Source organism: Variovorax sp. 679 (genome assembly GCF_003952185.1).
GTDB lineage: Bacteria > Pseudomonadota > Gammaproteobacteria > Burkholderiales > Burkholderiaceae_C > Variovorax.
In genome coordinates this window covers 104,481-129,051 of sequence record NZ_RXFS01000003.1, presented here as the reverse complement: position 1 = coordinate 129,051, position 24,571 = coordinate 104,481, and the positions used below count along the sequence as shown (strand labels likewise).

The window sequence follows — 24,571 nt, the reverse complement described above, 5'->3', positions numbered from 1 at the left end:
AAGTGAAACGGAGCGTGTGGGGTGAAAGCACAGGCAATAAGTCGGTGAGTCTGCTGCGCCACGGTGACATGTGGATGACGCAGCCGTGGCAGAACAGCCGGCAAGTTGCCGGCTTGTGGCGCAATTTTGGGTATTTGAGTTTTTTTGAGGCATTTTGACAAATCTCTGTCATATGCCGCTGCCAACATCGCCCCATTCGTCGCCGTGCGAAATCTGCGTACTTTCGATTTCGCGTTCGTGCAACCCGCATCGCGTCCCCTTTTTCTCTCCACTTTCTCCCAAGGAAACCGTCCATGCTGCATCGTTCCATCCGCTGGGCCGCCCTGCCGGCCGCTCTGCTCTCGCTGGCTTTCGCCGCATCGGCCCAGGGCCGCACCGAGCTGCTGGTCTACACCGCGCTCGAGGCCGACCAGGTGCAGGCCTACAAGGCCGCCTTCGAAAAGGAGAACCCGAGCATCGAACTGAAGTTCGTGCGCGACTCCACTGGCATCGTCACCGCCAAGCTGCTCGCCGAAAAGGCCAACCCGCAGGCCGACGTGGTGTGGGGCCTGGCCGCCACCTCGCTGATGCTGCTCGACAAGGAAGGCATGCTCCAGCCCTACGCCCCCAAGGGCCTGGACGCCATCAAGGCCAACATGCGCGATCCGGCCAATCCGCCCAAGTGGGTCGGCATGGACGTGTGGTCCTCGGCCATCTGCTTCAACACCGCCGAAGCCACGAAGAAGAACCTGCCCAAGCCCACCAGCTGGGCCGACCTGACCAACCCGGTCTACAAGGGCCAGATCACCATGCCCAACCCCGCCGCGTCGGGCACGGGCTACCTGATGGTGTCGGGCTGGATCCAGATGATGGGTGAAGAGAAGGCGTGGAAGTACATGGACGCGCTGCACCAGAACATCGGCATCTACAGCCAGTCGGGCAGCAAGCCCTGCCGCCAGGCCGGCGCCGGCGAGTTCGCACTCGGCATGTCCTTCGAATACCGCGCCAACAAGACCAAGCGCGATGGCGCTCCCATCGACATCGTGCTGCCCAAGGAAGGCCTGGGCTGGGACATGGAAGCCACCGGCATCATCAAGACCAGCAAGAAGCAGGAAGCCGCCAAGGCGCTGGCCGACTGGGCCGTGACGAAGCAGGCCAACGAGCTGTACGCCAAGAACTTCGCAGTGCTTGCGCTGCCCGGCGTCCAGGAAAAGCTCGAGTTCGTGCCGGGCGACGTCGAGAAGCTGCTCGCCAAGAACGACTTCAACTGGGCCGCTGCCAATCGCGAGCGCATCCTGACGGAATGGTCGAAGCGCTACGAGTCGAAGTCGGAAAAGAAACCTCTCTGATCCTGGCATCGAAGCAAGACGGTATCCGGCCATGACGAGCAGCAGCTTTCTTTCCCTCCGCGGCATCGGCAAGTCCTTTGGCGCCACACGCGTGCTCGACGGCATCGATCTCGACATCGAGCCCGGCGAGTTCGTGTGCCTGCTCGGCCCCTCGGGCTGCGGCAAGACCACGCTGCTGCGCATCGTCTGCGGCATCGAGCGCGCCGACAGCGGCCGGATCCTGCTCGGCGGCCAGGACATCGCGGGCCTGCCGCCCGCGGCGCGCGGCTTCGGCGTGGTGTTCCAGTCGTATGCGCTGTTCCCCAACCTCACGGCAGCGCAGAACATCGCCTACGGCCTGCATCCCACGGGTGCGCTGGCCCGCGAGATGGCCAAGCGTTCGCGCGAGATGCTCGACCTGGTCGGGCTTGCTGCGCATGCCGACAAGTACCCCGTGCAGCTCTCGGGCGGCCAGCAGCAGCGCATCGCGCTGGCGCGCGCGCTCGCACCCAACCCGCGCCTGCTGCTGCTCGATGAGCCGCTGTCCGCGCTCGACGCGCAGGTGCGCGCCACGCTGCGCAGCGAGATCCGCTCGCTGCAGAAGCGCCTGGGCATCGTCACCATCATGGTCACGCACGACCAGGAAGAAGCCCTCTCGATGGCCGACCGCGTGGTGCTGATGCACAACGGCCGCATCGAGCAGGCCGGCACGCCCGACGAGCTGTACCACCAGCCGCGCACCCGCTTCGTGGCCGGCTTCGTGGGCCGCATGAACATGCTGCCGGCCACGGTGCTGGCTGACGGCAAGGTGCGCGTGCGCGACAGCGAGCTGCTTTGCGCGCCCGGCAACCTCAGCGTCGGTGCGCAGGCGACCGTGGGCATCCGCCCCGAGCACGTCGTCGTGAAGCGCTTCGGCACCGAGCTCGGCGCCAACAGCTTCGCCGCGCGCCTGCTCGACACCGAGTTCTTCGGCAACCGCACCTCCGCCCGGCTCGCCTGCGAGCCGCTGGGCATCGAGATCGAGGCCGAGCTGCCCGCCGATGCGCGCAGCGGCGGCGACGAGCCGCTGGTGCCCAGCAGCATGGTGCACATCCAGCTGCCACTGAACGCGCTGTCGGTGCTGGCGCATTGAGCATGAGCAGTTCCCCTGACGTCATCGCCGCCGCGCCGGTGATGGCGATGCGCCGCAGCGCATTCGACCGCGAGCGCTGGCTGACGGGCGCGGCCGTGCTGCTGGTCGTGCTGCTGCTGGTGGTGATCGTTGCGCTGCCGGTCGGCGCACTGGTCGGCCAGAGCTTCTTCGACCACGCAGGCGCCTTCGTGGGCCTTGCCAACTTCGCCCGCTACCTCGACAACCCGGCGCTGGTGCAGTCGGCCTTCAACAGCCTGGGGCTTGCGGCCATCAGCGCCGTGATCTGCACGGGCATCGCCTATGTGTATGCCTACGGACTCACGCTGTCGTGCATGCCGGCCAAGGGCGTGCTCCGCGCGGTGGCACTGATACCGCTGCTGGCGCCCTCGCTGCTGCCCGCGATCAGCCTCGTCTACCTGTTCGGCAACCAGGGCCTGTTCAAGGGGCTGCTTGGCGGGGCGTCGATCTACGGCCCGCTGGGCATCGTGCTCGGCTCGGTGTTCTGGACGCTGCCGCATGCGTTGCTGATCCTAACCACCGCCATGGCCACCTCCGATGGCCGCCTGTACGAAGCCGCGCAGACGCTGGGGGCCTCGCGCTGGCGCATCTTCCGCACGGTGACGCTGCCCTCGTCGCGCTACGGCCTCATCGTGGCCGCGATGGTGGTGTTCGTGCTGGTCATCACCGACTTCGGCGTGCCCAAGGTGGTGGGCGGCCAGACTGGCGTGCTTGCGACAGACATCTACAAGCAGGTGGTGGGCCAGCAGAACTTCCAGATGGGCGCGGTGGTCGGCCTCGTGCTGCTGATTCCGGCGGTGCTGTCGTTCCTCGTGGAGCGCCACGTGCGCGGCAAGCAGGCCGCGGCGCTCTCGGCGCGCGCCACGCCCTACCAGCCAGAGCCCGTGCCGGTGCGCGACCGTGCGCTGCTGGCGTTCTGCGTGCTCACGGCCGGCGCCATCCTCGTGATGATCGGCATGGCGGTGTTCGCCTCGCTGGCCACCTACTGGCCCTACAACCTCGTGCCGTCGTTCAAGAACTACGACTTCAGCAACATGGACGGCGGTGGCTGGGACAGCTACTTCAACTCGCTGCGCATGGCCGTGTGCGCAGCCGTGGCGGGTGCGCTCATCACCTTCATATCGGCCTACCTGGTCGAGAAGCCGCGCCACTTCGGCCTGCTGCGCGAGTTGCTCAATCTGCTGGCCAACCTGCCGCTCGCGGTGCCGGGGCTTGTGCTTGGTGTCGGCTACATCTTCTTCTTCATCTCGCCCTCGAACCCGCTGCGCGCCATCTACGGCAGCATGACCATCCTCGTCATCTGCACCGTGGCGCACTTCTTCTCGGTAGCGCATCTCACCTCGCTCACCGCGCTGCGCCAGCTCGACCGCGAGTACGAGCTGGTGTCCGAGTCGATGGGCGTGCCCTTCTGGTACACGCTGTGGCGCGTGCACCTGCCGGTGGCGCTGCCCACCGTGCTCAACGTGGGTGGCTATTTCTTCGTCAATGCGATGACGACCGTGTCGGCCGTCGTGTTCCTCTACTCGCCGCAGACCACGCTCGCCGCCATCGCCGTGCTGAACATGGACGATGCCGGCGACGTCGCGCCCGCCGCCGCCATGGCCTCGCTCATCATGCTCACGGCCGCTGTCGGCCGGGGCCTGTTCGCACTGGCGGGGCATTGGGCGCTCGAGCGCACCCAAGCCTGGAGACACCGGTAATGCCCGGCAACCCTGAATCTCGCAACCAAGACAGCTTCGATCTCATCGTGGTCGGCGCCGGCATCGTCGGCCTGGCCCATGCCTACACCGCCGTGCAGCGTGGCCTGAAGGTCTGCGTCATCGAGCGCGACGCGGCGGCCATCGGTGCGTCGATCCGCAACTTCGGCTTCATCACCATCACCGGCCAGGCGCCGGGCGACATGTGGCGCCGCGCGATGCACGCCCGCGGCGTGTGGAACGAGGTGGCACCGCAGGCGGGTATCGAGGTCGTGCACCGCAACCTGTGGCTCGCCGCCTACCGGCCTGAGGCGCACGACGTGCTCGAAGCCTTCATGCGCACGCCGATGAGCAAGGGCTGCGAGCTGCTCGATGCGGCGGATGCGCAGGCCAGGGCGCCGGCGCTGAGCCTTGCCGACGCACGCTCGGTGCTCTTCAGCCCGCACGAGCTGCGCGTCGAATCGCGCACCGCCATCGGCCTGCTGACGAAGTGGCTGGCCGAGGCGCACGGCGTGACTTTTCGTTTTGGCGAGGCGGTGCATGAGGTGGAAACGCCTCGCGTGCGCACCTCGCGCGGCACGCTGCACGCAGAGCGCGTGGTGGTCTGCACCAACACCGACTTGCACGGCCTCTTCGCCGAACGCATCGCCGCGCACGAACTCACGCTGTGCCGCCTGCAGATGCTGCGCGTGAAGCCCGAAGCGGGTTTCCGCCTGCCGGGCTCGGTGATGATGGACCTGAGCCTCGCGCGCTACGAGGGCTACAGCACGCTGCCCGAAGCCGCCGCGTTGCGCGCGCGCCTGCAGCAGGAAGAGGCCGCCTCGCTCGCGCACGGCATTCACCTGATCGTGGTGCAAAGCGCCGACGGCTCGCTGGTGGTCGGCGATTCGCACCACTACGCCGATGCGCCCGAGCCCTTCGCGATGGAGGAGGTCGACCAGCTCATCCTGCGCCACCTGCGCAGCACGCTGAACCTCGAGTCCGCGCAGGTCACCGAGCGCTGGACCGGCGTCTACCCCTCGTCGAAGACCACGCCCTGCGTGATCGACGCGCCCGACGACGCCACGCGCCTCGTGCTGGTTACCAGCGGCAGCGGCGCGAGCACCGGCTTCGGCATTGCGCACGACGTCTTCAACGCCTGGTGACTCCCGCACCGCCGTTGCCTCTTCTTCCAGATATTCATACCCCGTCGCCATGAACGCCCACAACCACTCCCAGCTCCAGGCCGTCGTCTTCGACTGGGCCGGCACCATCCTCGATTTCGGTTCGTGCGCGCCCATGGGCGCCTTCGTGAAGCTGTTCGAGCAGTTCGGCATCGACATCACCATCGCCGAGGCCCGCGGCCCGATGGGCATGGCCAAGTGGGACCACATCAAGGCGCTGGGCACGCTGCCGCGCATCGCCGCGCAGTGGGAAGCGAAGCACGGCCACGCGTTCCGCGACGCCGACGCCGACAGGCTGTACGAAGTCTTCACGCCGATGAACGCAGCCAGCGTGCGCGACCACGCCGACTTCATTCCCGGCGCGCTCGAAGCGGTGAAGGCGGCGCGCGAGCGCGGCCTGAAGATCGGCTCCACCACCGGCTACAACCGCCCGATCATGGAAGTGGTCGTGCCCATCGCCGCGGCCGGCGGCTACTCGCCCGACAACCTCGTGTGCGCCGGCGACCTCGCCGAAGGCCGCCCGTCGCCGCTCATGATGTACCGCTGCTTCGCCGACCTCGGCGTGTGGCCGCCGCACACCGTGGTGAAGGTCGACGACACCGGCGTCGGCTTGCTGGAGGGCCTGAACGCCGGCACCTGGGCCGTTGGCCTCGCCGTCAGCGGCAACGCCAACGGTCTCACGCTGGCCGAATGGCAGGCGCTCGACGAAACGCAGCAGCAGGAGCGCCGTGCAAGCGCCACCGCCGCGCTCGAAGCGGCCGGCGCGCACTACGTGATCGACAGCGTCGCCGACCTGCCGCAGGTGCTGGAAGACATCGAGCGCCGGCTGCAGGCCGGTGAACGACCCGTCGCCGCTGCCGCCTGACCGACGGGAAGAAAGCGGCAGCGTCCGACTTGACGCGTTGCCGCGCGGGCCTAGCATGGTCCGCATCATGCGAAGCACCGCCCTTGTCCTTCTCTTCTGCCTCGGCCTGCTGACGGCCGCGTGCGACGAAAAGCCGACGAAGCCCGGCGTGCCGATGCCCAAGGCGATTGCGACCGCACCGCAACGCTGACCGCCGACACCCGGCTCCAGCTGGCTACTCCAGCGTCATGTGCGACGCAGTGACGATCTGCGCCATGCGCGTGCGTTCTTCCACAAGAAACTTCTCGAACTCCGAGCGCGCCAGCAGCATCGGCTGCGCACCCCCGCGCTCGGTCTGCGCGATCAGGTCGGCGTCTTCCCTGTAGGCACGCACCGTCACTTCGGCGATGCGGTCGAGGATCGCGGCCGGCGTGCCTTTGGGCGCGAAGATGCCGCCCCAGTGCTGCATGAGGATGGTCGGAAAGCCTTGCTCCACCGTGGTCGGCACCTGTTTCATCGGCCCCGTGCGCTCGCGCGCCGCGAGCGCCAGCGCACGCAGCTTGCCCGACTGCACGAAGCCCGCGACGCCGATGGGCGCCTCCGAAGCCAGGTCGACCTCGCCGCCGACGATGGCGTTCACCGTCTGCGAGCCGCTCTTGTAGTGCACCAGCGTCACCGGCACGCCGAGTGCCGACTCCACCATCTCCGCCACGAAATGCCCCGTGCTGCCGCTGCCGGCGGTGCCGAAGTTCAAGCGGCCCCTGGTGCGTGCCCAGGCTTGCAGTTCCTTCAGGTTCTTCGCCGGCACGCTTGCGTTGGTGACCAGCACCGAGGGCGCGGTGCTCGTGCCCACCACGGGCACCAAGTCGGTCTCGGCATAGGGCATTTTCGGCCGCAGCAGCGCGTTGGCGATGGCGCCGTTGCCGGCAGACAGCCATGTGTAGCCGTCGGGCGCGCTCTTGGCGACGTACTCGCTGCCGATGATGCCGCCTGCGCCCGGCCGGTTGTCCACGATGATGGTCTGGTTCAGCCGCTTGCCCTGCGCCTGAGCCATGGCGCGCACGTTGGTGTCGCCGGGGCCGCCTGCGGAAAAGGGCAGCACGAGGCGGATCGGCTTGGCGGCGGGCCACGGGTCCTGCGCGTGGGCGGGCAGGGCGGCGGTGCCCGCGAGCGCCAGCAGGCCCAGCGAGAACGCGCGGCGGTCGAGGTGTGCGGATGCGTGCGTCATGGTGTCTTGTCTCCGTCGTTCTTCGGGAAGGCCGTGTCAGTCGAAAGCCGCGGCCACGGGCGGCGCCAGCAGCGCGAGCAGCTCGCGCACGTCGGGCAGGTCCTCGATCGAGCGGACCATGTCCTCGATGGCCTTCTGCCGCGCGCCATCGATCAGCCCATCGGTCAGCGTGCGGTACTTGGCCGCGACCTCGTCGCTGCTCTGCGGCGATTCGATGGCGCGCGAGGAATTGCGCTCCACCTGGATGCGCTGGCCGTCGGTGAAGGTCACCGCCAGCCGCACGCGGCCGCGCTTCAGCGGACCGCCCGCGTCGAACTCGGGCTGGTGCCGCACCTCGATGCGCGGGATCAGCGCCCACACGTCGTCCGCGTCGATGCGTGCCGGCGCGAACTGCTTCACCATCGCTTCGCCGTCGAGCACCGCCACGGCGAGCGCGTAGCCGATGTTCATCTGCGCGCCGATGGGCGTCAGCGGCCGCTCGGGCACCCACCAGCCGTGGTGGTAGACCGCGTGGCTCACCTCGACCTCGATGCGCGCGATCTCTTCCGGCACGAGCTTGCGCTGCGCACCGGCGTCGAACAGCGCGTCGAGCGGCGAGTGGATGCCGCCCATCGCGGCATACGGCTTGATGACGATGCGCTCCACCTCCCAGCGCTCGCCCAGCGCCTCGGTGATCTTCGATGCGTCGGGGTCGTGGCCCTCGCCGAAGGTCGAGAGAAAGCCGCCGTACTCGCGCTCGAACACGCGCTTGATGCCGGTGTAGCCGCCTTCGGCCAGCACCGCCGCATAGAGCCCGTTGCGCGCCGAGAAGCCGTGGTGCATGCGCTTGCACATCGCCTCGTACTGCGCGGCCATGAGGCCGGCCGACTGCGTGCCGGCGAGGCCCAGCGCGTCCTCGATGCGTGCCGCGTCGAGCCCGAGCAGCTTGCCGACCGCCGATGCGGCGGCATGCGTGCCGAACACCGAGCCCGAGTGCCAGCCGCGCGACAGCATCTGCGCGCCGTGCAGCGCCATGCCCACGCGCGGGCCGACCTCGTAGCCGGCCAGCGCGGCCTCGAGGAACTGCCGGCCGCTCACCTTTGCATCGCCCTCGGAGGCGGCCCACAGCGCGGGCAGCACGATCGATGCACTGTGCAGCGGCCCCAGCGGGTGGTAGTCGTCGAGCTCGAAGCCCTGGATGAAGGTGCCGTTGAGCAGCGCCGCGCCCGGTGCGCTGGTGCGGGCGCCCCAGCCGACGATGGTGCGGTCGCCGCGGCCTTCGAACTTCTGCACGATCTGCGCGGCGGTGCGCGACCACGGAAGCTGCGCGCCGACGATCGCGCACGCGATACCGTCGAGCGTGAGCGCCTTGGCGCGTTCGCGCGCGGAGGTGGGCGCGTCGTCGAGCCGGAAGCCGGCGAGCCAGTGGGCGAGGCGGCCGGTGGGGCCCGTGGGGTCGGTGGCGTCGCGCGCTTGTGACGGCGCGGGGATGGATGTGGTCATGGAGAGTGTTCGTCGGGGTTGGTTCAGTCGAGCGGGTAGAGCTTCACGAGCGCGTCGATGCGCTCGCTTTCCTCGCGCACCTGCGCCGCGAAGGCAGCCGGCGCGTTGACCACCGGTTCGGCGCCGGCGGAGGCGATGGTCTTCTGCACGTCGGCGTCCTTCACCGCCTCGCGCAGCGCGGCGACGATGCCCTGCGTCACGGCCGGCGGCGTGCCCTTGGGCGCGAACAGGCCGAACCAGGTGACCGAGCGGAACTGCGGATAGCCGGCCTCGGCGGTGGTCGGCACCTCGGGCAGCGCGGCCGCACGCTTCTGGCCCTGCGTGGCGAGGATCTTCAGCGTGCCCGCCTTGTAGTGCGGCAGCGCGGCCGTGATGCCGGTGAACGCCATGTTCACGTTGTTGGCGATCATGTCGGTCACGATCGCGCCCGTGCCGCGGTAGTTGACGACGATCAGGTTCGGCAGCCCCGCCTCGGCGGCAAGCTGCTTCGCCGAGATGCGCGCCGTCGATTCGCCGGTGCCGAGCGAACAGGGCTGCGCGGCGGTCTTGCAGTACCGGACGAACTCGCCGAAGGTCTTGACCGGCAGCTTCGCGCTGACGACCACCGCGGCGGGCGATTGCGACACCGCCGTCACCGGCTCCAGCCGCGCGAGCGGGTCGATGCCCTTGAGGCCCGGCGTGTACTTCGTGACCACGATGGACGGCACCTGCAGCAGCAGGGTGTAGCCGTCGGGTTTCGCCTCCATCACGCGGCGCGTGCCGATCAGGCCGTCCGCGCCGGGCATGTTCTCGACCACCACGGGCTGCTTCCAGATCACGCCGAGCTGCTTGGATACGGCGCGGGCGGTGGCGTCGGTGCCGCCGCCGGCCGTGTAGGGAACGATGAGCGTCACGGGGCGATCCGGGTGCCAGTCGTTGTGGCCGTTCGCCTGGGCGAATGCCGCCGGCGCGAGCGCGAGCGACAGCAGTGCCGGGAGCAGGGGGCGCATCGGCGGAGGCTTTCCTGGCCTGAAGGGGGTATCGAACATCTTGTCTCCGTTTTTTGAATGAATGAATGAATCGATGGATGCGCGGCGCGGTGCCTTGCCTCAGGGCGGCGACGCAACGACCGTCCGTCCGCGCCAGTCCCGCTGGTAGAGGCCGTCCAGCCGGCCGCGCGCCAGCGCGTGGGCATGCAGCCAGGGCAGCAGGCCGTCTTCGCGCGAAAGATCGGGCGGCGGCACGGCGTCGAGTGCATAGAGCTGGAACACGTAGCGGTGCGGGCCATGGCCGGGCAGGGGGCGCGGGCCGTCGTAGCCAAGGCGCCCGAGGCCGTTCATCGCCAGCGTCACGCCCGCCGGGGCATGGCCGCCGTTCAAGGCGCCTTCGGGCAGCGCATTCACCGACGACGGACCCCATGCGAGCGCATGCGTGATGGCGCGCGGAAGCGGCACGTCGGGGTCTTCGCACAGCAGCAGCCAATGCGTGGCCTGCGGTGGAAGTTCCGTCCAGGCCAATGCGGGCGAGCGATTGCCGCCGACGCCTTCGCCCGCCTGCCGCTGTGCCATGGCTGCGCCGTGCGCGAAATCCGCGCTGCGCAGCTCGATGGTGGCGGGCAGCCGGGCGAGCGCAGCATCGCTGCAGGCCAGGCTCGCGTCGCCGGCATGGCGGCCGCGCATGAGCAGGCCGGCCCAGCGCAGCACCCACGGATGGCGGCGCAGCGGGCTCGATGCGGCGGTCGTGCTCAAGCGACTGCTCCCTGAGCGGCGGGCCAGGCCCAGGGCCGGCGTGCGCGGTCGGCCTGCTGCCATTCGCGGATCAGCGCGTCGTCCTTCAGCGTGAGACCGATGTCGTCGAGGCCGTGCAGCAGCGCCTCGCGGCGCAGCGGATCGATCTCGAAGGGCGAGACGCTTCCGTCCGGCGCGGTGATCGTCTGCGCCTGCAGGTCGACCTTCATCGCCGCCCCGCCTGCGCACTGCGCCGCCAGTGCCTCCACCTGCGCGATGGGCAGGCGCAGCGGCAGCACGCCGTTCTGGAAGCAGTTGTTGAAGAAGATGTCGCCGAAGCTGGGCGCGATCACGCAGCGCACGCCCAGGCCCATCAGCGCCCACACCGCGCCTTCGCGGGAAGAGCCGCAGCCGAAGTTCTCGGCCGCCAGGAGCACGGGCGCCTGGCGGAAGACGGGCTGGTTCAGCACGCAGGCCGGGTCTTCGCTGCCGTCGGCGCGCAGGCGCAGCGCCTCGAAGGCGTAGGGGCCGAGCTGGTCGCGCTGGAACGAGGTGAGGCGCTCGATGCGGATGATGACGTCGGTGTCGACGTTGGCGCGCATCAGGGGCACGGCGGCGCCGGTGACTGAGGTGAAGGGCGTCATGGTCATGCGAGCGTCCTCACGTCGGTGATGCGCCCGGTGACCGCGGCGGCCGCGGCCATCGCGGGGCTCGCGAGATGCGTGCGCGCGCCGGGGCCCTGGCGTCCGACGAAGTTGCGGTTGGATGTAGACACGCAGCGCGCCTGCGGCGGCACCTGCTCGCCGTTGGCGGCCACGCACATGCTGCAGCCGGGCTCGCGCCACTGGAAGCCCGCGGCCTCGAACACTTCGCGCAGCCCTTCGGCCTCGGCGGCGCGCTTGACGTTCTCGGAGCCGGGCACCACCCACGCGGTGACGCCTGCGGCCACGCGACGCCCGCGCGCCACTTCGGCGGCGGCGCGCAGGTCGGGCAGGCGCGAGTTGGCGCAGGAGCCGATGAAGACCCAGTCGACCGGCGTGCCGGCGATGGCCGTGCGCGGCGCGAGGCCCATGTAGTCGAGCGCGGCCTCGATGGCGCCGCGCGAGGCGTCGTCCGAGGCGGTGGCCGGATCGGGCACGGTGCCGTCGATGGCGATGGCGTCCTCGGGGCTGGTGCCCCAGGTGATGGTCGGCGCGATGGCGGTGGCGTCGATCGCTTCCTCGCGGTCGAACACGGCATCGGCGTCCGATGCCAGCGAGAGCCAATGCGCGGCGGCTTCGTCGAAGGCCGCGCCTGCGGGAGCGAAATTGCGTCCGCGCACCCATTCGACCGTGCGCGCGTCGGGCGCGATCAGGCCGAAGCGCGCGCCCAGCTCCACCGTGAGGTTGCACAGCGTGAGCCGCGACTCGACGTCAAGCGCGCGCACCGCTTCGCCCGCGAACTCGATCGCGTAGCCCACGCCAGCCGCCGCGCCGAGCTTGCCGATGATGTGCAGCGCCAGGTCTTTCGCCGTGACGCCGGCGCCCAGCATGCCGTCGCAGCGGATGCGCATGCGCTTCGGCTTCTGCTGGCGCAGCGTCTGCGTGGCCAGCGCGTGCGTGCTCTCGGAGGAGCCCACGCCGAAGGCCAGCGCGCCGAGGCCGCCGTTGGTGCAGGTATGGCTGTCGCCGCAGATCACGGTGAGCCCCGGCAGCACGATGCCCAGCTCGGGCCCCATCACGTGGACGATGCCCTGGCCCGGCTGTCCGAGGTCGTAGAAGCGCACGCCGGCGTCGGCGCTGAGCTTGGCCAGCGCGCCGTGCAGCCTGCCGCCGAGCGGGAAGGTGCCGGGCAGGCGGCCGGGCTGGCTCGATGCGGCATGGTCGGGCGTGGCGAAGACCAGCGCCGGGTCGTGCAGCGGCAGGCCGCGCGCGGCCACCTCGGCCAGTGCGGGCGGGCCGGAGAGGTCGTGCAGCAGGTGGCGGTCGATGTGCAGCAGGGCCCAGCCGTCGCCGAGCTCGCGCACGACGTGCGCGTCCCAGAGCTTGTCGAACAGGGTGCGGGGCATGTCAGCGGCTTTCCATGGTGGCGCCTGCGTTGAAGCGTGTCCGCAGGGCATCCCATTCGTCGGCGCCGAAGCGGCGGAAGGTCTGGGCCACGGTGGCGTTCACCGTCGGGGCCCTGAAGGTCGCCTTGAGCTCGGCCAGCGCGGCGTCGCCGGCTTCGATGGCGGCCTTGAGCATCAGCCCCGGCAGGATCGCGAGCTTGTAGCCCATGGCTTCGGCCTCGCGCAGGTCGAACAACGGCGTGCGGCCCCCGGGAACCACGTTCAGCAGGCAGGGGCCGTGCACCTGCTTCGGCACGGCGGCCACTTCCTCGGGCGTCTGCGTGGCTTCGACGAAGGCCATGTCGGCGCCGGCCTGCAGCGCGGCATTGGCGCGGGCGACGGCTTCTTCCAGGCCCAGCATGGCGCGCGCGTCGGTGCGGGCGATGACGATGAAGTCCTTCGTGCGGCGCGCTTCCACCGCGGCGCGGATCTTCGAGACGAACTCCTCGCGCGACACCACTTCCTTGCCGTCGAGATGGCCGCAGCGCTTGGGCGAGACCTGGTCCTCGATGTGGATGGCGGCCACGCCGCGCGCCTCGTACTCGAGCACGGTGCGCGTCACGTTCAGCTCGTTGCCGTAGCCGGTGTCGGCATCGGCGATGAGCGGAATGGCGACCGAGCGCGCCATCACCGCCGCGTTGTCGACCATCTCGCTCATCGTGAGCAGGCCGAAGTCGGGGAAGCCGCGCGCGGCCGAAGTGCCTGCGCCTGTCATGTAGGCGGCGGCGAAGCCGGCCTGTTCGATCAGGCGGGCGCCGATGGCGTCGTAGGCGCCGGGGGCGATCACCATGCCGGGCGCGTCGAGCAGCTGGCGAAGCGTGGATGGCTTGGAGGTGGAGTTCATGGCGGGCCTTTGTCCATCGGCGTTTGAGTTTATGTGTTTATATTCTAAATACAACTAGCCGGATTCCGCAAGCCGCCCGCCGGGCGCGGAATCCGGGCGTCTTGCTATGCTCGACCTTCGCTTTCTCTTCTGTCATGGCACGTCCCCCTGCATCCGCTCCCTCGCTCGAACGCGGCCCCGGCACTTCGCTGCACCGTCAGTTGTTCGTCGTCCTGCGCGACGAGATCACGCGCGGCGTCTATTCCACCGGCGCGTTGCCGAAGGAAGAGGCGCTGTGCGAGCGCTTCGGCGTCTCGCGCATCACGGTGCGTCGCGCGCTCGCCGACCTCGCCTCGCTGGGCCTCGTCGAGCGCCGCCACGGGCTCGGCACTTTCGTGCGCGCCGACCTGCCGCAGGTGCGCGCGCGGCCCAGCCTCGGGCTGGTCGACGGCCTGCGCAAGGCAGCGCTCGAAACCGATGTCGAGGTGCTGGAGGTCGCGCAGTCGGTGGCGCCGCCCGACGTGGCCGCACTGCTGCAGCTGGAGCCCGACGAGAAGGCGGTGCACGCGCTGCGCCTGCGCAGCATCGACGGCGTGCCGGTCATGCTCACCGAGGCCTGGGTGCCGGCGCGCCTGGGCAAGCGCGTGTCGGCCAGCGCGCTGCGCAAGCACGCGCTCTACGAGATACTGATGGCGCAGGGCGTGAAGTTCGGCCGCGTGGTACAGGAGATCACGGCCGAGGTGGCCGATCCGGCGCGCGCGCGGCTGCTGCAGGTCGAGACCGGCGCGCCGCTGCTGAAGATGGTGCGCCTGCTGCACGACCTCGACGCCCAGCCCGTGCAGCATCTCACCGTGTCGCTGACGGCCGAGCGCAGCCGCATCCTGATGGACATCGTGGGCGAGACGATCAATACGCTCACGGCGGGGCAGGTGGTGCACGATGTGCATCCACAGCCCTCGCCACCGAAGCGGCGCACCTGACGCCGTCGCACAGAAAGCAAAGAAGACAACAATGAACCACGCGGAGACAACGCCCCCCAACCCATCCATCCACCAGCCCGACTCCCGCTACGCCATGGTGCGCCTCGGCCTCACGCTGCTGATCATGACGGTCGGCAGCAGCGGCATGTACGTGGTGTCGGTGATGCTGCCGGCGGTGCAGGCCGAGTTCGGCATCGCGCGCGCCGACGCCTCTTTGCCTTACACGCTGCTGATGCTGGGCTTCGGATTCGGCGGCGTGCTGATGGGCAGGCTGGCCGACCGTGTCGGCGTGATGTGGCCGCTGCTGATGGGCTCGGTGTTCCTGGGCGTGGGATACATCGCGACGGGTCTCTCGGGCGGCATCGTGTCCTTCACCATCGCGCAGGCCTTGCTGGTCGGCCTGCTCGGCAGCTCGGTGGCTTTCGCGCCGCTGGTGGCCGACACCTCGCTGTGGTTCGTCAAGCGGCGCGGCATCGCGGTGGCGGTGTGCGCGAGCGGCAACTATCTTGCGGGCGCGGTGTGGCCGCCGATCGCGCAGCACTTCGTCGAGACGGTGGGCTGGCGCCAGACCTACATCGGCATGGGCATCTTCTGCGGCGTGTCGATGGCACTGCTGGCCATGTTCTTCCGCGCAAGGCCGCCTGCGCTGGTCGTGCCGGCATCGGTCAACGCGGCAACGGGCACGGCGATCGTCCGCGACATGACGCGCCCCTTCGGCCTGAGCATGGGCACGGCGCAGGGCCTGCTGTGCGTGGCCGGCGTGGCCTGCTGCGTCGCGATGGCGATGCCGCAGGTGCACATCGTGGCCTACTGCGGCGACCTGGGCTACGGCCCGGCGCAGGGCGCGATGATGCTGTCGCTGATGCTGGGCTTCGGCATCGTGAGCCGGCTGGTGTCGGGCGCCATCTGCGACCGCATCGGCGGACTGCGCACGCTGCTGCTGGGCGGCGTGCTGCAGTGCGTGGCGCTGCTGCTGTTCCTGCCCTTCGACGGCCTGGTGCCGCTCTACGTGATCTCGGCGCTGTTCGGGCTGTTCCAGGGCGGCATCGTGCCTTCCTACGCGATCATCGTACGCGAGCACTTTCCACCGCAGGAAGCGGGCGCGCGCGTGGGCACGGTGCTGATGTTCACGCTCTTCGGCATGGCGCTGGGCGGCTGGATGTCGGGCAAGGTGTTCGACCTCACGGGCAGCTACCACGCGGCCTTCATCAACGGCATCGGCTGGAACCTGGTGAACGTGAGCATCGCTTCCTTCCTGCTGTTCAGGACGCTTCGGCGATCAGGCGGCCGAGTGTTTGCATTGCCTGCTCGCTGAGCGCGTCCCATGGGTGGCCGTAGTTCAGCCTGAGGCAATTGCCGAAGGCGCGCGTGGCCGAGAAGATCGGGCCCGGCGCGACGCTGATGCCGCGTTCCAGTGCCTTGCGATGGATCTCCAGCGCGTTCGCTCTCTCCGGCAGCTCGACCCACAGGAAGTACCCGCCCAAAGGCCGTGTCGCACGCGTGCCCGGCGGAAAGTAATGCCCCACGGCCTGCGCGAAGGTGGCCTGCTGCATCGCCAGCGTCTGCCGAAGCTTGCGCAGGTGCTTGTCGAGGCCGCCCTTCTCGAGATAGCCCGCGAGCGCCAGCTGCGCGGGGGCCGAGGTGCTCAGCGTGGTCGTGAGCTTCTGCCGCGCGACCTTGCGTGCGAAGCCTCCGGCCGAGGTCCAGCCGATGCGATAGCCCGGCGCCAGGCATTTCGAGAACGACGAGCAGTGCAGCACCAGCCCCTGCGTGTCGAAGGCCTTGGCCGGTGGGGGGCGTCGCTCGCCGAAGTAGAGCTCGGCGTACACGTCGTCCTCGATCAGCGGCAGGCCGTGGCGTGCGAGCAGTTCCACCAGCGCCTTCTTCTTCGCATCGGGCATCAGGCTGCCCAGCGGGTTCTGGAAGGTGGTCATGAGCCAGCAGGCGGCAGGCTTGTGCGCCGAGATGGCCAGCTCCAGCGCCTCCAGGTCGATGCCTTCGCCGGGATGCGTCGGCACCTCGACGGCGCGCAGGCCCATGCGTTCCAGAGCCTGCAGCGCCGCGTAGAAAGTGGGCGACTCGACGATCACCGCGTCGCCCGGCCGCGTCACTGCCGAGAGGCACAAGTTCAGCGCCTCGAGCGCGCCGTTGGTCACGACGATCTCATCGGCCGGCACCGTCATGCCGTCGGCCAGGTAGCGCAGCGCGATCTGCCGGCGCAGCGCCGCGCTGCCGGGCGTGAGGTCGTCCACCGTGCTCCACGGGTCTAGCGACCTGGCGCTGGCCGCCATGAACTGCCCGAGCCGTGCCAGCGGAAAGAGCAGCGGGCTCGGAAAGGCCGAGCCGAAGGGAACGACCTTGCGCGACATGCTGGCTTCGAGGATGTCGAACACCTTGTCGCTCACCTCGAGCGAGCGCGGCCCGTCGGCGGGGCGCGAGGTGAGGGTCGATTCGGGCGGTGCATCGCGCAGGCCGCCGCCGGTGACGTAGTAGCCCGAGCGGTCGCGTGCGCGCACCAGGCCGCGCGCTTCGAGCAGGTAGTAGGCCTCGAAGACGGTCGATGCGCTGACCCCGCGGGTCTGGCCGGTGTGGCGCACCGAGGGCAGGCGGTCGCCGGTCTTCAGGGTGCCGTTGCGGATCGAGGCCTCGATGTCGGCGGCCAGGGCTTCGTATCTCTTCATCGCTGGGGGGTGTTCGTTCGGAGGCACTTTATCTGCACCGGTCGATCTGCACCGGTCAATTGGAGCGAATCTGCATCTGTTTTTTCCGGCCCGCCTGGGCCACACTCGACCCCATGTCGAATCTCTTGCGCGCGGTGCGCGCCGTTCTCTGGAGTTTCATCGGGCTGGGCGGCCGCCGGGCCGATGCCGAGAGGCGGACGGCGCAGGTCGGCATCCTGCCGCTGATCGGCGTGGCGCTGGTGATGGTGCTGCTGCTGATTGCGGGTCTGATCACGCTGGTGCACTACGTTGCCGGCACATGAAGAGCATGTTCCGGCTCCTCGCGCTCGGTCTGCTGCTCGTGCAGGGCATGGTGAATGCCGCAACGCCCGCCACCGTGCCCGACACCATCGAGCAGCGCGTGGCCGCCTGCATCGCCTGCCACGGCCGCGAGGGCGCGACCACCAACGCCGGCTACTTTCCGCGCCTGGCGGGCAAGCCGGCCGGCTACCTGTACAACCAGCTCGTGAGCTTTCGCGATGGCCGGCGCTTCAACACCGACATGGCGTACATGGTCCAGCACCTGTCGGACGCCTACCTGCGCGAGATGGCCGATTACTTTGCCGGGCTGCAACTGCCGTATCCGCCCATTTCCCCGAACAGCGACGCCACGCCTGAGCAGCTCCAGCGCGGCCGACAGCTGGTGCGCGAAGGCGACGCGGCGCGCGGCATACCCGCCTGCGTGCAGTGCCACGGCGCGGCGCTCACGGGGGTGCAGCCGGCGATTCCGGGGCTGCTGGGGTTGCCGCGGCTGTACGTGTCGTCGCAGCTCGGCGCCTGGCTCACGAAAGAGCGGCATGCGCCGGCGCCCGATTGCATGGCCGACATCGGCCGGCGCATGAGCACCGCCGACATCAACGCCGTCGCGAGCTGGCTCGCCGTGCAGCCGATGCCGGCCGACACGAAGCCCGTGGCCTCGCTCCCAGCTCCGCTGCCCGTGACCTGCGGCGGCATGCCGAAGTGACGGAGCCGCGCCCATCATGAAACTGCGACACCTGGCCTGGACACTGCTCGCGCTTATCGTGCTCGGCGCCGCGGCCGCCGGCGGCATCGTGGCGATGAACCTGCGCGGCGAAGACCCGCTGCCCGCGCAGGCGGAAGACTTCCAGTCCACGCCGCAGCTCATCGAGCGCGGGCGCTACCTCGCGCTGGCCGGCAACTGCGCGGGCTGCCACACCACGCGCGGCGGCCAGCCCTACGCGGGCGGCCTGCCGATCGACACACCCTTCGGCACCGTCTATTCGAGCAACCTCACGCCCGACGACAAGGCCGGCATCGGCAGCTGGAGCAGCGCGCACTTCTGGCGCGCGATGCACAACGGCCGCAGCAAGGACGGGCGGCTGCTGTACCCGGCGTTTCCGTACCCCAACTTCACGCAGGTGACGCGCGAGGACTCGGACGCGATCTACGCCTTCCTGCGCAGCGTGCAGCCCGCTCCCGAGCCGAACAGGGCGCACCGGCTGAGCTTCCCCTACGACACGCAGGCGGCGCTGGCCGTATGGCGCGCGCTCTCGTTCAAGCCCGAGCCTTTCGTGGCCAATGCAGGCAAGCCGGCCGAGTGGAACCGTGGCGCCTACCTGGTCAACGGCCTGGGCCACTGCATCGCCTGCCACGGCAGCCGCAATTCGCTGGGCGCGACCGAGACGAAGCTGGGGCTATCGGGCGGCCTCATCGCCGTCGAGAACTGGTATGCGCCATCGCTCACCGATCCGCACGAGGCCGGCGTGGCCGACTGGCCCGCCGCCGACGTGGTGGCGCTGCTCAAGAACGGCACCGCGCCGCGCGGATCGGTCATGGGGCCGATGGCCGACGTGGTGTTCCGCAGCACGCAGTACCTGAGCGAGGCCGACCTCACGGCCATGGCGGGCTACCTGAAGGACCTGCCCGATGCGCCGAAGCCCGAGGCGACGGCCACTGCCGCGAAGGCCCCCATCCGCCGCGATGCCGGCACCATGGCGCGCGGCGCGAAGATCTACGACCAGCGCTGCGCCTACTGCCACGGCGACCAGGGGCAGGGCGCGGCGGGCGCCTATCCGCCGCTGGCGGGCAACCGCGCCGTCAACATGGCCCGGCCCACCAACCTGATCCAGGTGATCTCGCACGGCGGCTTCCTTCCCTCGACCTCCGGCAATCCGCGCCCCTACGGCATGCCGCCGTTCGGCCAGACGCTGGATGCCGCCGAGGTCGCGGCCGTGCTCACCTACGTGCGCGGCTCGTGGGGCAACGACAGCGCGCCCGTCACCCAGCTCGACACCATGCGGCGCTGAATCAGATGTTCGTGCTGGACGGAATCCGGCTCGGCAGCAGATGTTCGTAGGGCCGCGCACGCGTGGCGTTGCGCTGGCTGATGGTGGTCTCGATGCCGGCGAGCGCATTGCGGAAGCGCTCCAGCGGCCCGCCTTGCCCCGCGATGGCAGGGTCGAGCAGCACCGGCAGGTGCGGGAACACGTTGTCCTTGTATTCGCCCAGCGGCCGGTAGTACACGCCGCCGAGGATGTGGAACAGCAGGATCTGCTCCTGCGCCGCCAGCCGTGACGGCAGCATCTGCGACCAGTTCGCTTCGCTCTGCCCCGCGCTGCTTGTCGGCGCTGGCGTGCCTTCCGTGCCCGCGCTGAAGGGCGCATAGGTCATCACCGAATACTGCGGGAAGTTCACGGCCGCGTGCTGCGCGCTGGCATTGAAGATGATGGCGGTGAGCACGTCGATCAGCTGTGCGCGCGTGGCGATCGCGCGGAATCCGTGCACCTTGCCGCTGGTGGCCAGTTCGGTGGCCCAGGCCTTGAGTTCGTAGTCGCCGGTCACGTCGGCGTCGCTCAGGTAGTAGGTGGCCACGTAGTCGCCCACCCACTGCGCGATCGCGTTCCACACCAGCAGCGCGTCGTCGCGATAGGGATAGTCGGGCAGCGCCGTCGTGTCGTCCACGCCGCGCGTGCGCAGGTCGTTGGGCAGCATCATGCGGTCGTAGAAGTCATAGGCCAGCCGGTCGCGACCGCACTGCTGCTGCAGCGTCTCGATGGGCGCGGCGAGGATCACGTCGCCCGTGGTCAGCGGCGCCATGATGATCAGCGTCGCGGCCTCGTTGATGAACATCGCGCCTTCGAGGTGCGGCGACAGCAGCCGGCTCAGCGGGTGCGCGGTCGCCAGCTGGCGCTGCGTGGCCATCGCGAAGGCTTCCGACATCAGGTGCGTGCGACCCAGGTGCACGAACATCTCGTGGTAGTTGAAGTCGGCCACCTGCACCACGGTCTTGGCCGACTGCCAGGCCCAGTACGCCTCGGCGTTGGCCGTGTCGTCCACGCGCAGGAAGAGCGCGTTCGCGGCCGGGTCCTGCCCGCACTGGATGGCGACCGGCACCAGCGAGCGGCCGGTCTTCGGCCGCGCGAACAGCGCGATGGGCGCATGGATGTAGCCCGTGCCCGTGAGCGGCTTGACCTGCGGTCCGGCCGGCGCCATGTCGCCCAGGCCTTCGTAGTCGAGGATGTAGAGCCGGCCTGAGGCGGCCGCGTCGGCGAGGCTGTCGCCGGCGCCCATCACCTGCCGGTATTGCGCGTCGTTCAACGGAAACTTGGCCGGCAGCGTGGTCGCGCGCTGGATCAGCATCGGGTTGGGCCCGGACACGCGCATCGCAGCGAACAGGTCGTTGTCGTGCAGCAGCTGCGAGATGGCGGGCTTCTCGATGGTGACGAAGAGCGCGTCGTACTGCGCCACCGTCTTCGGCCCGTTCAGCGCGCCCAGCGGGCCTTGCGACAGCAGGTCGTGGTGGATCTGCTTGAGCTGCGTCGCGATGTCGCCCGCCGTGCCGGTGAGCGTGCCCAACAGCGCCAGCACCGCGGCCGGCAGCGTCGCCAGCCCGCCGTTGGCGGCCAGCAGCTGGTCGAAGCTGGCCTGCAGGCCGGCCAGCCGCGTGCGCAGGTTGTCGAGCGACTGCAGGCTGCCCGAGGCCAGCGCGCTGGTGGCGAACGAGGCCGCGAAATTGGTGACGGCTTCCAGCGCCTTTGCGATGGTCTTGAGCTGGTGCTCCAGCGCCGGCAGTTCGGTGGCGGGCACCACCGCGCCCATCGGCACCCCGGCCAGGTTGATGTGCGATTCGGTCCAGAGATAGGTCGCCTGCCGCCCCACCAGTTCGAGCCGCCGCAGCGTGGCGCTGATCGGGTCGATCTTCTGCGGCAGCGTGGGCTTGAGCACCGGCAGTGCCGCCGAGGCGGTGGAGGTCTTGCCGGCCAGCAGGGCCAGGCCGCCCGCCGAGGCGGACCATTTGAGGATGTCTCTGCGCTTCATCGGGGAGTTCCCTGTCGTTGTGAATCTTGGGAAGGCCGACGGGGTGGTCAGCCACAAAATCGAACGCTCGTTCTATTTGTGGCCGGATTCTGCGGAGGGGCTCCGGCGTTGGCAATCAGGGTTGCTGCCTACCTCGAAGGTGCACAGCCGGAGCTGCCGAAAACTTGGAAGCAAGTCAGGCCGGGGTCAGGCAGTGTGCGGGTGCCGCGCGGCTTCGTACAGCGTGCGCGCCAGGTCGCGGTGCCTTGCCAGCAGCGGCGGCAGCTCGAGCCCGGTGAATTCGCCATCGCGGATGCGGACCGTGCCGCCGATCACGCTCAGCGACACCGAGGCCGGCGTGCAGAACACCAGCGCCGCCACCGGGTCGTGCCCAGCGCCCGCGTGGGCGACGCCGCGCATGTCGAAGGCCACGATGTCGGCCGACATGCCGGGGGCGATGGCGCCGATGTCGTCGCGGCCCAGCACGCGTGCGCCGCCCAGCGTGGCGATCTCCAGCGCCTCGCGCGCCGTCATCGCGGCCGGGCCGTAACCCACGCGCTGCAGCAGCATGGCCTGCCGCGCCTCGCCCAGCATGTGCGCGCCGTCGTTCGACGCGCTGCCGTCCACGCCCAGCCCCACCGGCACGCCCGCGCGGCGCATCGCGCCGATGGGTGCGATGCCCGAAGCCAGTCGCATGTTGGAACAGGGGCAGTGCGCAACGCCGGTGCCGGTGCGGCCGAAGAGCGCGATGCCGGCCTCGTCGAGCTTCACGCAGTGCGCGTGCCACACGTCGCGGCCGACCCAGCCGAGGTCTTCGGCGTACTCGGCCGGCGTCATGCCGAACTTCTCGCGCGAATAGGCCACGTCGTTGTCGTTCTCGGCCAGGTGCGTGTGCAGCGACACGCCGCGCTCGCGCGCGAGTTCGGCCGACAGGCGCATCAGGTCGCGCGACACCGAGAAGGGCGAGCATGGCGCGAGCACGATGCGGCGCATGGAATGGCGCGAGGCGTCGTGCCAGCGGTCGATGAGCCGTTCGCTGTCGCGCAGGATCGCTTCCTCGGTCTCCACCACCTTGTCGGGCGGCAGGCCGCCGGCGCTACGGCCCACGCTCATGCTGCCGCGCGCTGCGTGGAAGCGCATGCCCATGGCGTCAGCCGCCTCGATCGAATCGTCGAGCCGCGAGCCGTTGGGAAACAGGTAGAGATGGTCGCTGGTGGTGGTGCAGCCCGAGAGCATCAGCTCGGCCATCGCGGTCTGCGTGGACACGCGGATCATCTCGGGCGTGAGCCGCGCCCACAGCAGGTAGAGGTTGGTGAGCCAGCCGAAGAGTTCGGCGTCCTGCGCCTCGGGCACCGCGCGCGTGAGGCTCTGGTACATGTGGTGGTGCGTGTTGACCAGGCCGGGCATCACCACGTGGCCGTGCATGTCGATGGCTTCGGCGCGGCCTTCGCGCAGGGCTTCGAGGTACACCGCCGGCAACTGCGCGGTCTCGCCGACCCAGGCGATTGCTGGCCCCTCCATCACCACCGCGCCATCCGGGATCTCGCGCCGCACGGCGTCCATGGTGACCAGCACGTCGGCATGCCGGACGATGCGCAGCGGATGCGGTGACGAGGAGGAGGCGATGGTGGATGTGTTCATGATGTCATTCGGTCCCATGCGAGGTGCGCGCCGCCAGTGTGAAGGATCGCTCCCTCGACAGCACGCCGTTGTAGAAAAGATTGAGCAGCACCGCTGCGCAGGTGCCCAGCACGATGCCGCTGTGCGTCAGCGGATGCGTCCATGCCGGAAAGTGCTGGAAGAAGTTCGGCGACAGCGTGGGGATCAGCCCCAGGCCGATGGAGATCGCGATCACGTACAGCGCGTGGCGGTTCTGCGAATGGTCGATCTCGCCGAGGATGCGCACGCCCGTGGCCGCCACCATGCCGAACATCACGATGCCCGCACCGCCCAGCACGAACTGCGGCACCGAGGCCACGACGTGCGCGATCTTCGGGAAGAGCGCGAGCGCGATGAGCAGCACGCCGCCACCGGCCGCCACGTAGCGCGAGCGCACGCCGGTCACCGTCACCAGCCCCACGTTCTGCGAGAACGAGGTGTACGGAAAGGTGTTGAACACGCCGCCGATCACCGTGCCCAGGCCGTCGGCGCGCAGGCCGCGCGTGAGCGCGTCGGTGCCGACCTTGCGGCCGGTGATTTCGCCTAGCGCGAGGAACATGCCGGTGGATTCGACCAGCGTGATCAGCATCACGATGCACATCGAGGCAATGGCCGTGAGCTCGAAGCGCGGCATGCCGAAGTGGAAGGGCGTGGTCACGGCGACCCAGCTGGCCTCGGCCAGCCCGTCGAAGTGCATGCGCCCGAGCGCCAGCGACAGGCCGACGCCGAAGACGATGCCCAGCAGCACTGCGATGTTGGCGACGAGGCCCTTGCCGAAGCGCGTGATCGCGATGATCACCAGCAGCACCGCCGCCGCGATCGCCAGGTTCACCGGCTCGCCGTAGGCGGGGTTGGCCACCGCGTGCGCCACGCCGTCGATCATGCGGGTCGCGGTGGGCTGTCCGCCCGCGGCCCAGTTGATGGCCACGCCCATGAGCGACACGCCGATCAGCGTGATGACCGTGCCCGTCACCAGGGGAGGAAAAACGCCCAGCACGCGCCCCATCAGCGGCGCTACCAGCATGCCGAACACGCCCGCCACGATGGTGGCGCCGTAGATCGCGGGCAGGCCCAGCGAGGGATCGATGCCGATGGCGATCATCGGGCCGACCGCCGCAAAGGTCACGCCCATCATCACTGGCATGCGGATGCCGAAGCGCCAGAAGCCGATGGCCTGCACCAGCGTGGCGATGCCGGCCGCCAGCAGGTCGGCGTTGATGAGGAAGGCGATGTCGGCCTTGGAGAGGCCGAGCGCGCCGCCCACGATGAGCGGCACCGCCACCGTGCCCGCGTACATCACGAGCACGTGCTGCAGGCTCAGCGCGCCGCAGCGGCCGAGGGGAAGCTTCTGGTCGACCCCTTCGCCGTCTCCTGCGGGGGTCTTTTTATCGTTCGAAAGCATGTGGACCTTTCCTGCCGATGAACCGGCGCGGCAGTCTAGGAGCGATGCGTTCGCACGCGCAAAGTCA

General features: G+C 69.5%; 22 protein-coding genes. 11 read left to right on the top strand and 11 right to left on the bottom strand.

Going from position 1 to position 24,571, the window contains the following annotated elements:
- The first annotated feature begins 293 nt into the window (after positions 1-293).
- The 6 genes from EJO71_RS07905 to EJO71_RS34925 all read left to right on the top strand — a co-directional run bounded on the left by EJO71_RS07905 (position 294) and on the right by EJO71_RS34925 (position 6,372).
- A complete protein-coding gene (locus EJO71_RS07905; RefSeq protein ID WP_125948520.1) occupies positions 294-1,328 on the top strand; it encodes a putative 2-aminoethylphosphonate ABC transporter substrate-binding protein in 1,035 nt (344 codons plus the stop codon).
- A 31-nt stretch (positions 1,329-1,359) separates the two neighbouring features.
- Complete coding sequence (locus EJO71_RS07900) at positions 1,360-2,439, top strand: ATP-binding cassette domain-containing protein (RefSeq protein WP_125948521.1); 1,080 nt, start codon at positions 1,360-1,362, stop codon at positions 2,437-2,439.
- Between the two features lie 2 nt (positions 2,440-2,441).
- A complete protein-coding gene (locus tag EJO71_RS07895) occupies positions 2,442-4,157 on the top strand; it encodes a putative 2-aminoethylphosphonate ABC transporter permease subunit (RefSeq protein ID WP_125948522.1) in 1,716 nt (571 codons plus the stop codon).
- Entirely contained in the window at positions 4,157-5,299 is a 1,143-nt protein-coding gene (locus EJO71_RS07890) for a TIGR03364 family FAD-dependent oxidoreductase (protein ID WP_125948523.1), read from the top strand. Before EJO71_RS07895 ends, EJO71_RS07890 begins: the two co-directional genes overlap by 1 nt.
- Positions 5,300-5,348: 49 nt before the next feature.
- A complete protein-coding gene (gene phnX, locus EJO71_RS07885) occupies positions 5,349-6,182 on the top strand; it encodes a phosphonoacetaldehyde hydrolase (protein ID WP_125948524.1) in 834 nt (277 codons plus the stop codon).
- 67 nt (positions 6,183-6,249) lie between these two features.
- The gene (locus EJO71_RS34925) at positions 6,250-6,372 is read left to right on the top strand and encodes a hypothetical protein (RefSeq protein ID WP_276311656.1); all 123 of its coding nucleotides are present in this window, start codon (positions 6,250-6,252) and stop codon (positions 6,370-6,372) included.
- Between the two features lie 24 nt (positions 6,373-6,396).
- Here EJO71_RS34925 and EJO71_RS07880 read toward each other — a convergent pair whose 3' ends face one another.
- The 7 genes from EJO71_RS07880 to EJO71_RS07850 all read right to left on the bottom strand — a co-directional run bounded on the left by EJO71_RS07880 (position 6,397) and on the right by EJO71_RS07850 (position 13,507).
- Positions 6,397-7,389 (bottom strand): tripartite tricarboxylate transporter substrate binding protein, encoded by a 993-nt coding sequence (locus tag EJO71_RS07880; protein ID WP_125948525.1) that lies wholly within the window; start codon positions 7,387-7,389, stop codon positions 6,397-6,399.
- Positions 7,390-7,425: 36 nt separating this feature from the next.
- Entirely contained in the window at positions 7,426-8,871 is a 1,446-nt protein-coding gene (locus EJO71_RS07875) for an MmgE/PrpD family protein (RefSeq protein WP_125948526.1), read from the bottom strand.
- A 23-nt stretch (positions 8,872-8,894) separates the two neighbouring features.
- Entirely contained in the window at positions 8,895-9,860 is a 966-nt protein-coding gene (locus EJO71_RS07870) for a tripartite tricarboxylate transporter substrate binding protein (RefSeq protein ID WP_240651341.1), read from the bottom strand.
- A gap of 99 nt (positions 9,861-9,959) precedes the next feature.
- A complete protein-coding gene (locus EJO71_RS07865) occupies positions 9,960-10,598 on the bottom strand; it encodes a YbhB/YbcL family Raf kinase inhibitor-like protein (RefSeq protein WP_164546793.1) in 639 nt (212 codons plus the stop codon).
- Positions 10,595-11,221 (bottom strand): 3-isopropylmalate dehydratase small subunit, encoded by a 627-nt coding sequence (leuD, locus tag EJO71_RS07860; RefSeq protein ID WP_125948658.1) that lies wholly within the window; start codon positions 11,219-11,221, stop codon positions 10,595-10,597. The genes EJO71_RS07865 and leuD overlap by 4 nt, the downstream gene beginning before the upstream one ends.
- 2 nt (positions 11,222-11,223) lie before the next feature.
- On the bottom strand, positions 11,224-12,624 hold the full coding sequence (gene leuC, locus EJO71_RS07855) for a 3-isopropylmalate dehydratase large subunit (RefSeq protein ID WP_125948529.1): 1,401 nt from the start codon (positions 12,622-12,624) through the stop codon (positions 11,224-11,226).
- Position 12,625: 1 nt separating this feature from the next.
- Positions 12,626-13,507 (bottom strand): isocitrate lyase/PEP mutase family protein, encoded by an 882-nt coding sequence (locus EJO71_RS07850; RefSeq protein WP_125948530.1) that lies wholly within the window; start codon positions 13,505-13,507, stop codon positions 12,626-12,628.
- Between the two features lie 134 nt (positions 13,508-13,641).
- Between EJO71_RS07850 and EJO71_RS07845 the strand changes: the two genes are divergently transcribed.
- Together EJO71_RS07845 and EJO71_RS07840 are read left to right on the top strand one after the other, a co-directional pair.
- The gene (locus EJO71_RS07845) at positions 13,642-14,466 is read left to right on the top strand and encodes a GntR family transcriptional regulator (protein WP_125948531.1); all 825 of its coding nucleotides are present in this window, start codon (positions 13,642-13,644) and stop codon (positions 14,464-14,466) included.
- 31 nt (positions 14,467-14,497) lie between these two features.
- Entirely contained in the window at positions 14,498-15,781 is a 1,284-nt protein-coding gene (locus EJO71_RS07840; protein ID WP_125948532.1) for an MFS transporter, read from the top strand.
- Here the strand turns inward: EJO71_RS07840 and EJO71_RS07835 are convergent.
- The gene (locus tag EJO71_RS07835) at positions 15,729-17,147 is read right to left on the bottom strand and encodes a PLP-dependent aminotransferase family protein (RefSeq protein WP_125948533.1); all 1,419 of its coding nucleotides are present in this window, start codon (positions 17,145-17,147) and stop codon (positions 15,729-15,731) included. The two genes, EJO71_RS07840 and EJO71_RS07835, sit on opposite strands and share 53 nt — an antisense overlap.
- A 113-nt stretch (positions 17,148-17,260) precedes the next feature.
- On the opposite strand from EJO71_RS07835, the gene EJO71_RS07830 reads away from it, so the two are divergent.
- Genes EJO71_RS07830 through EJO71_RS07820 form a run of 3 tightly spaced genes read left to right on the top strand, consistent with a single transcriptional unit; the run spans position 17,261 to position 19,453 of the window.
- Entirely contained in the window at positions 17,261-17,449 is a 189-nt protein-coding gene (locus tag EJO71_RS07830) for a DUF2970 domain-containing protein (protein WP_125948534.1), read from the top strand.
- On the top strand, positions 17,446-18,150 hold the full coding sequence (locus EJO71_RS07825; RefSeq protein WP_125948535.1) for a cytochrome c4: 705 nt from the start codon (positions 17,446-17,448) through the stop codon (positions 18,148-18,150). The genes EJO71_RS07830 and EJO71_RS07825 overlap by 4 nt, the downstream gene beginning before the upstream one ends.
- Positions 18,151-18,166: 16 nt before the next feature.
- Complete coding sequence (locus EJO71_RS07820) at positions 18,167-19,453, top strand: c-type cytochrome (protein ID WP_125948536.1); 1,287 nt, start codon at positions 18,167-18,169, stop codon at positions 19,451-19,453.
- A gap of 1 nt (position 19,454) precedes the next feature.
- On the opposite strand, the gene EJO71_RS07815 is transcribed toward EJO71_RS07820, so the two are convergent.
- The 3 genes from EJO71_RS07815 to EJO71_RS07805 form a co-directional block, all read right to left on the bottom strand.
- On the bottom strand, positions 19,455-21,464 hold the full coding sequence (locus tag EJO71_RS07815) for a lipoxygenase family protein (RefSeq protein ID WP_125948537.1): 2,010 nt from the start codon (positions 21,462-21,464) through the stop codon (positions 19,455-19,457).
- A gap of 186 nt (positions 21,465-21,650) precedes the next feature.
- Positions 21,651-23,084: an 8-oxoguanine deaminase gene (locus EJO71_RS07810; protein ID WP_125948538.1), complete on the bottom strand. Its 1,434-nt coding sequence runs from the start codon at positions 23,082-23,084 to the stop codon at positions 21,651-21,653.
- 4 nt (positions 23,085-23,088) lie between these two features.
- Complete coding sequence (locus EJO71_RS07805) at positions 23,089-24,504, bottom strand: nucleobase:cation symporter-2 family protein (RefSeq protein WP_125948539.1); 1,416 nt, start codon at positions 24,502-24,504, stop codon at positions 23,089-23,091.
- Between the last annotated feature and the right edge of the window lie 67 nt (positions 24,505-24,571).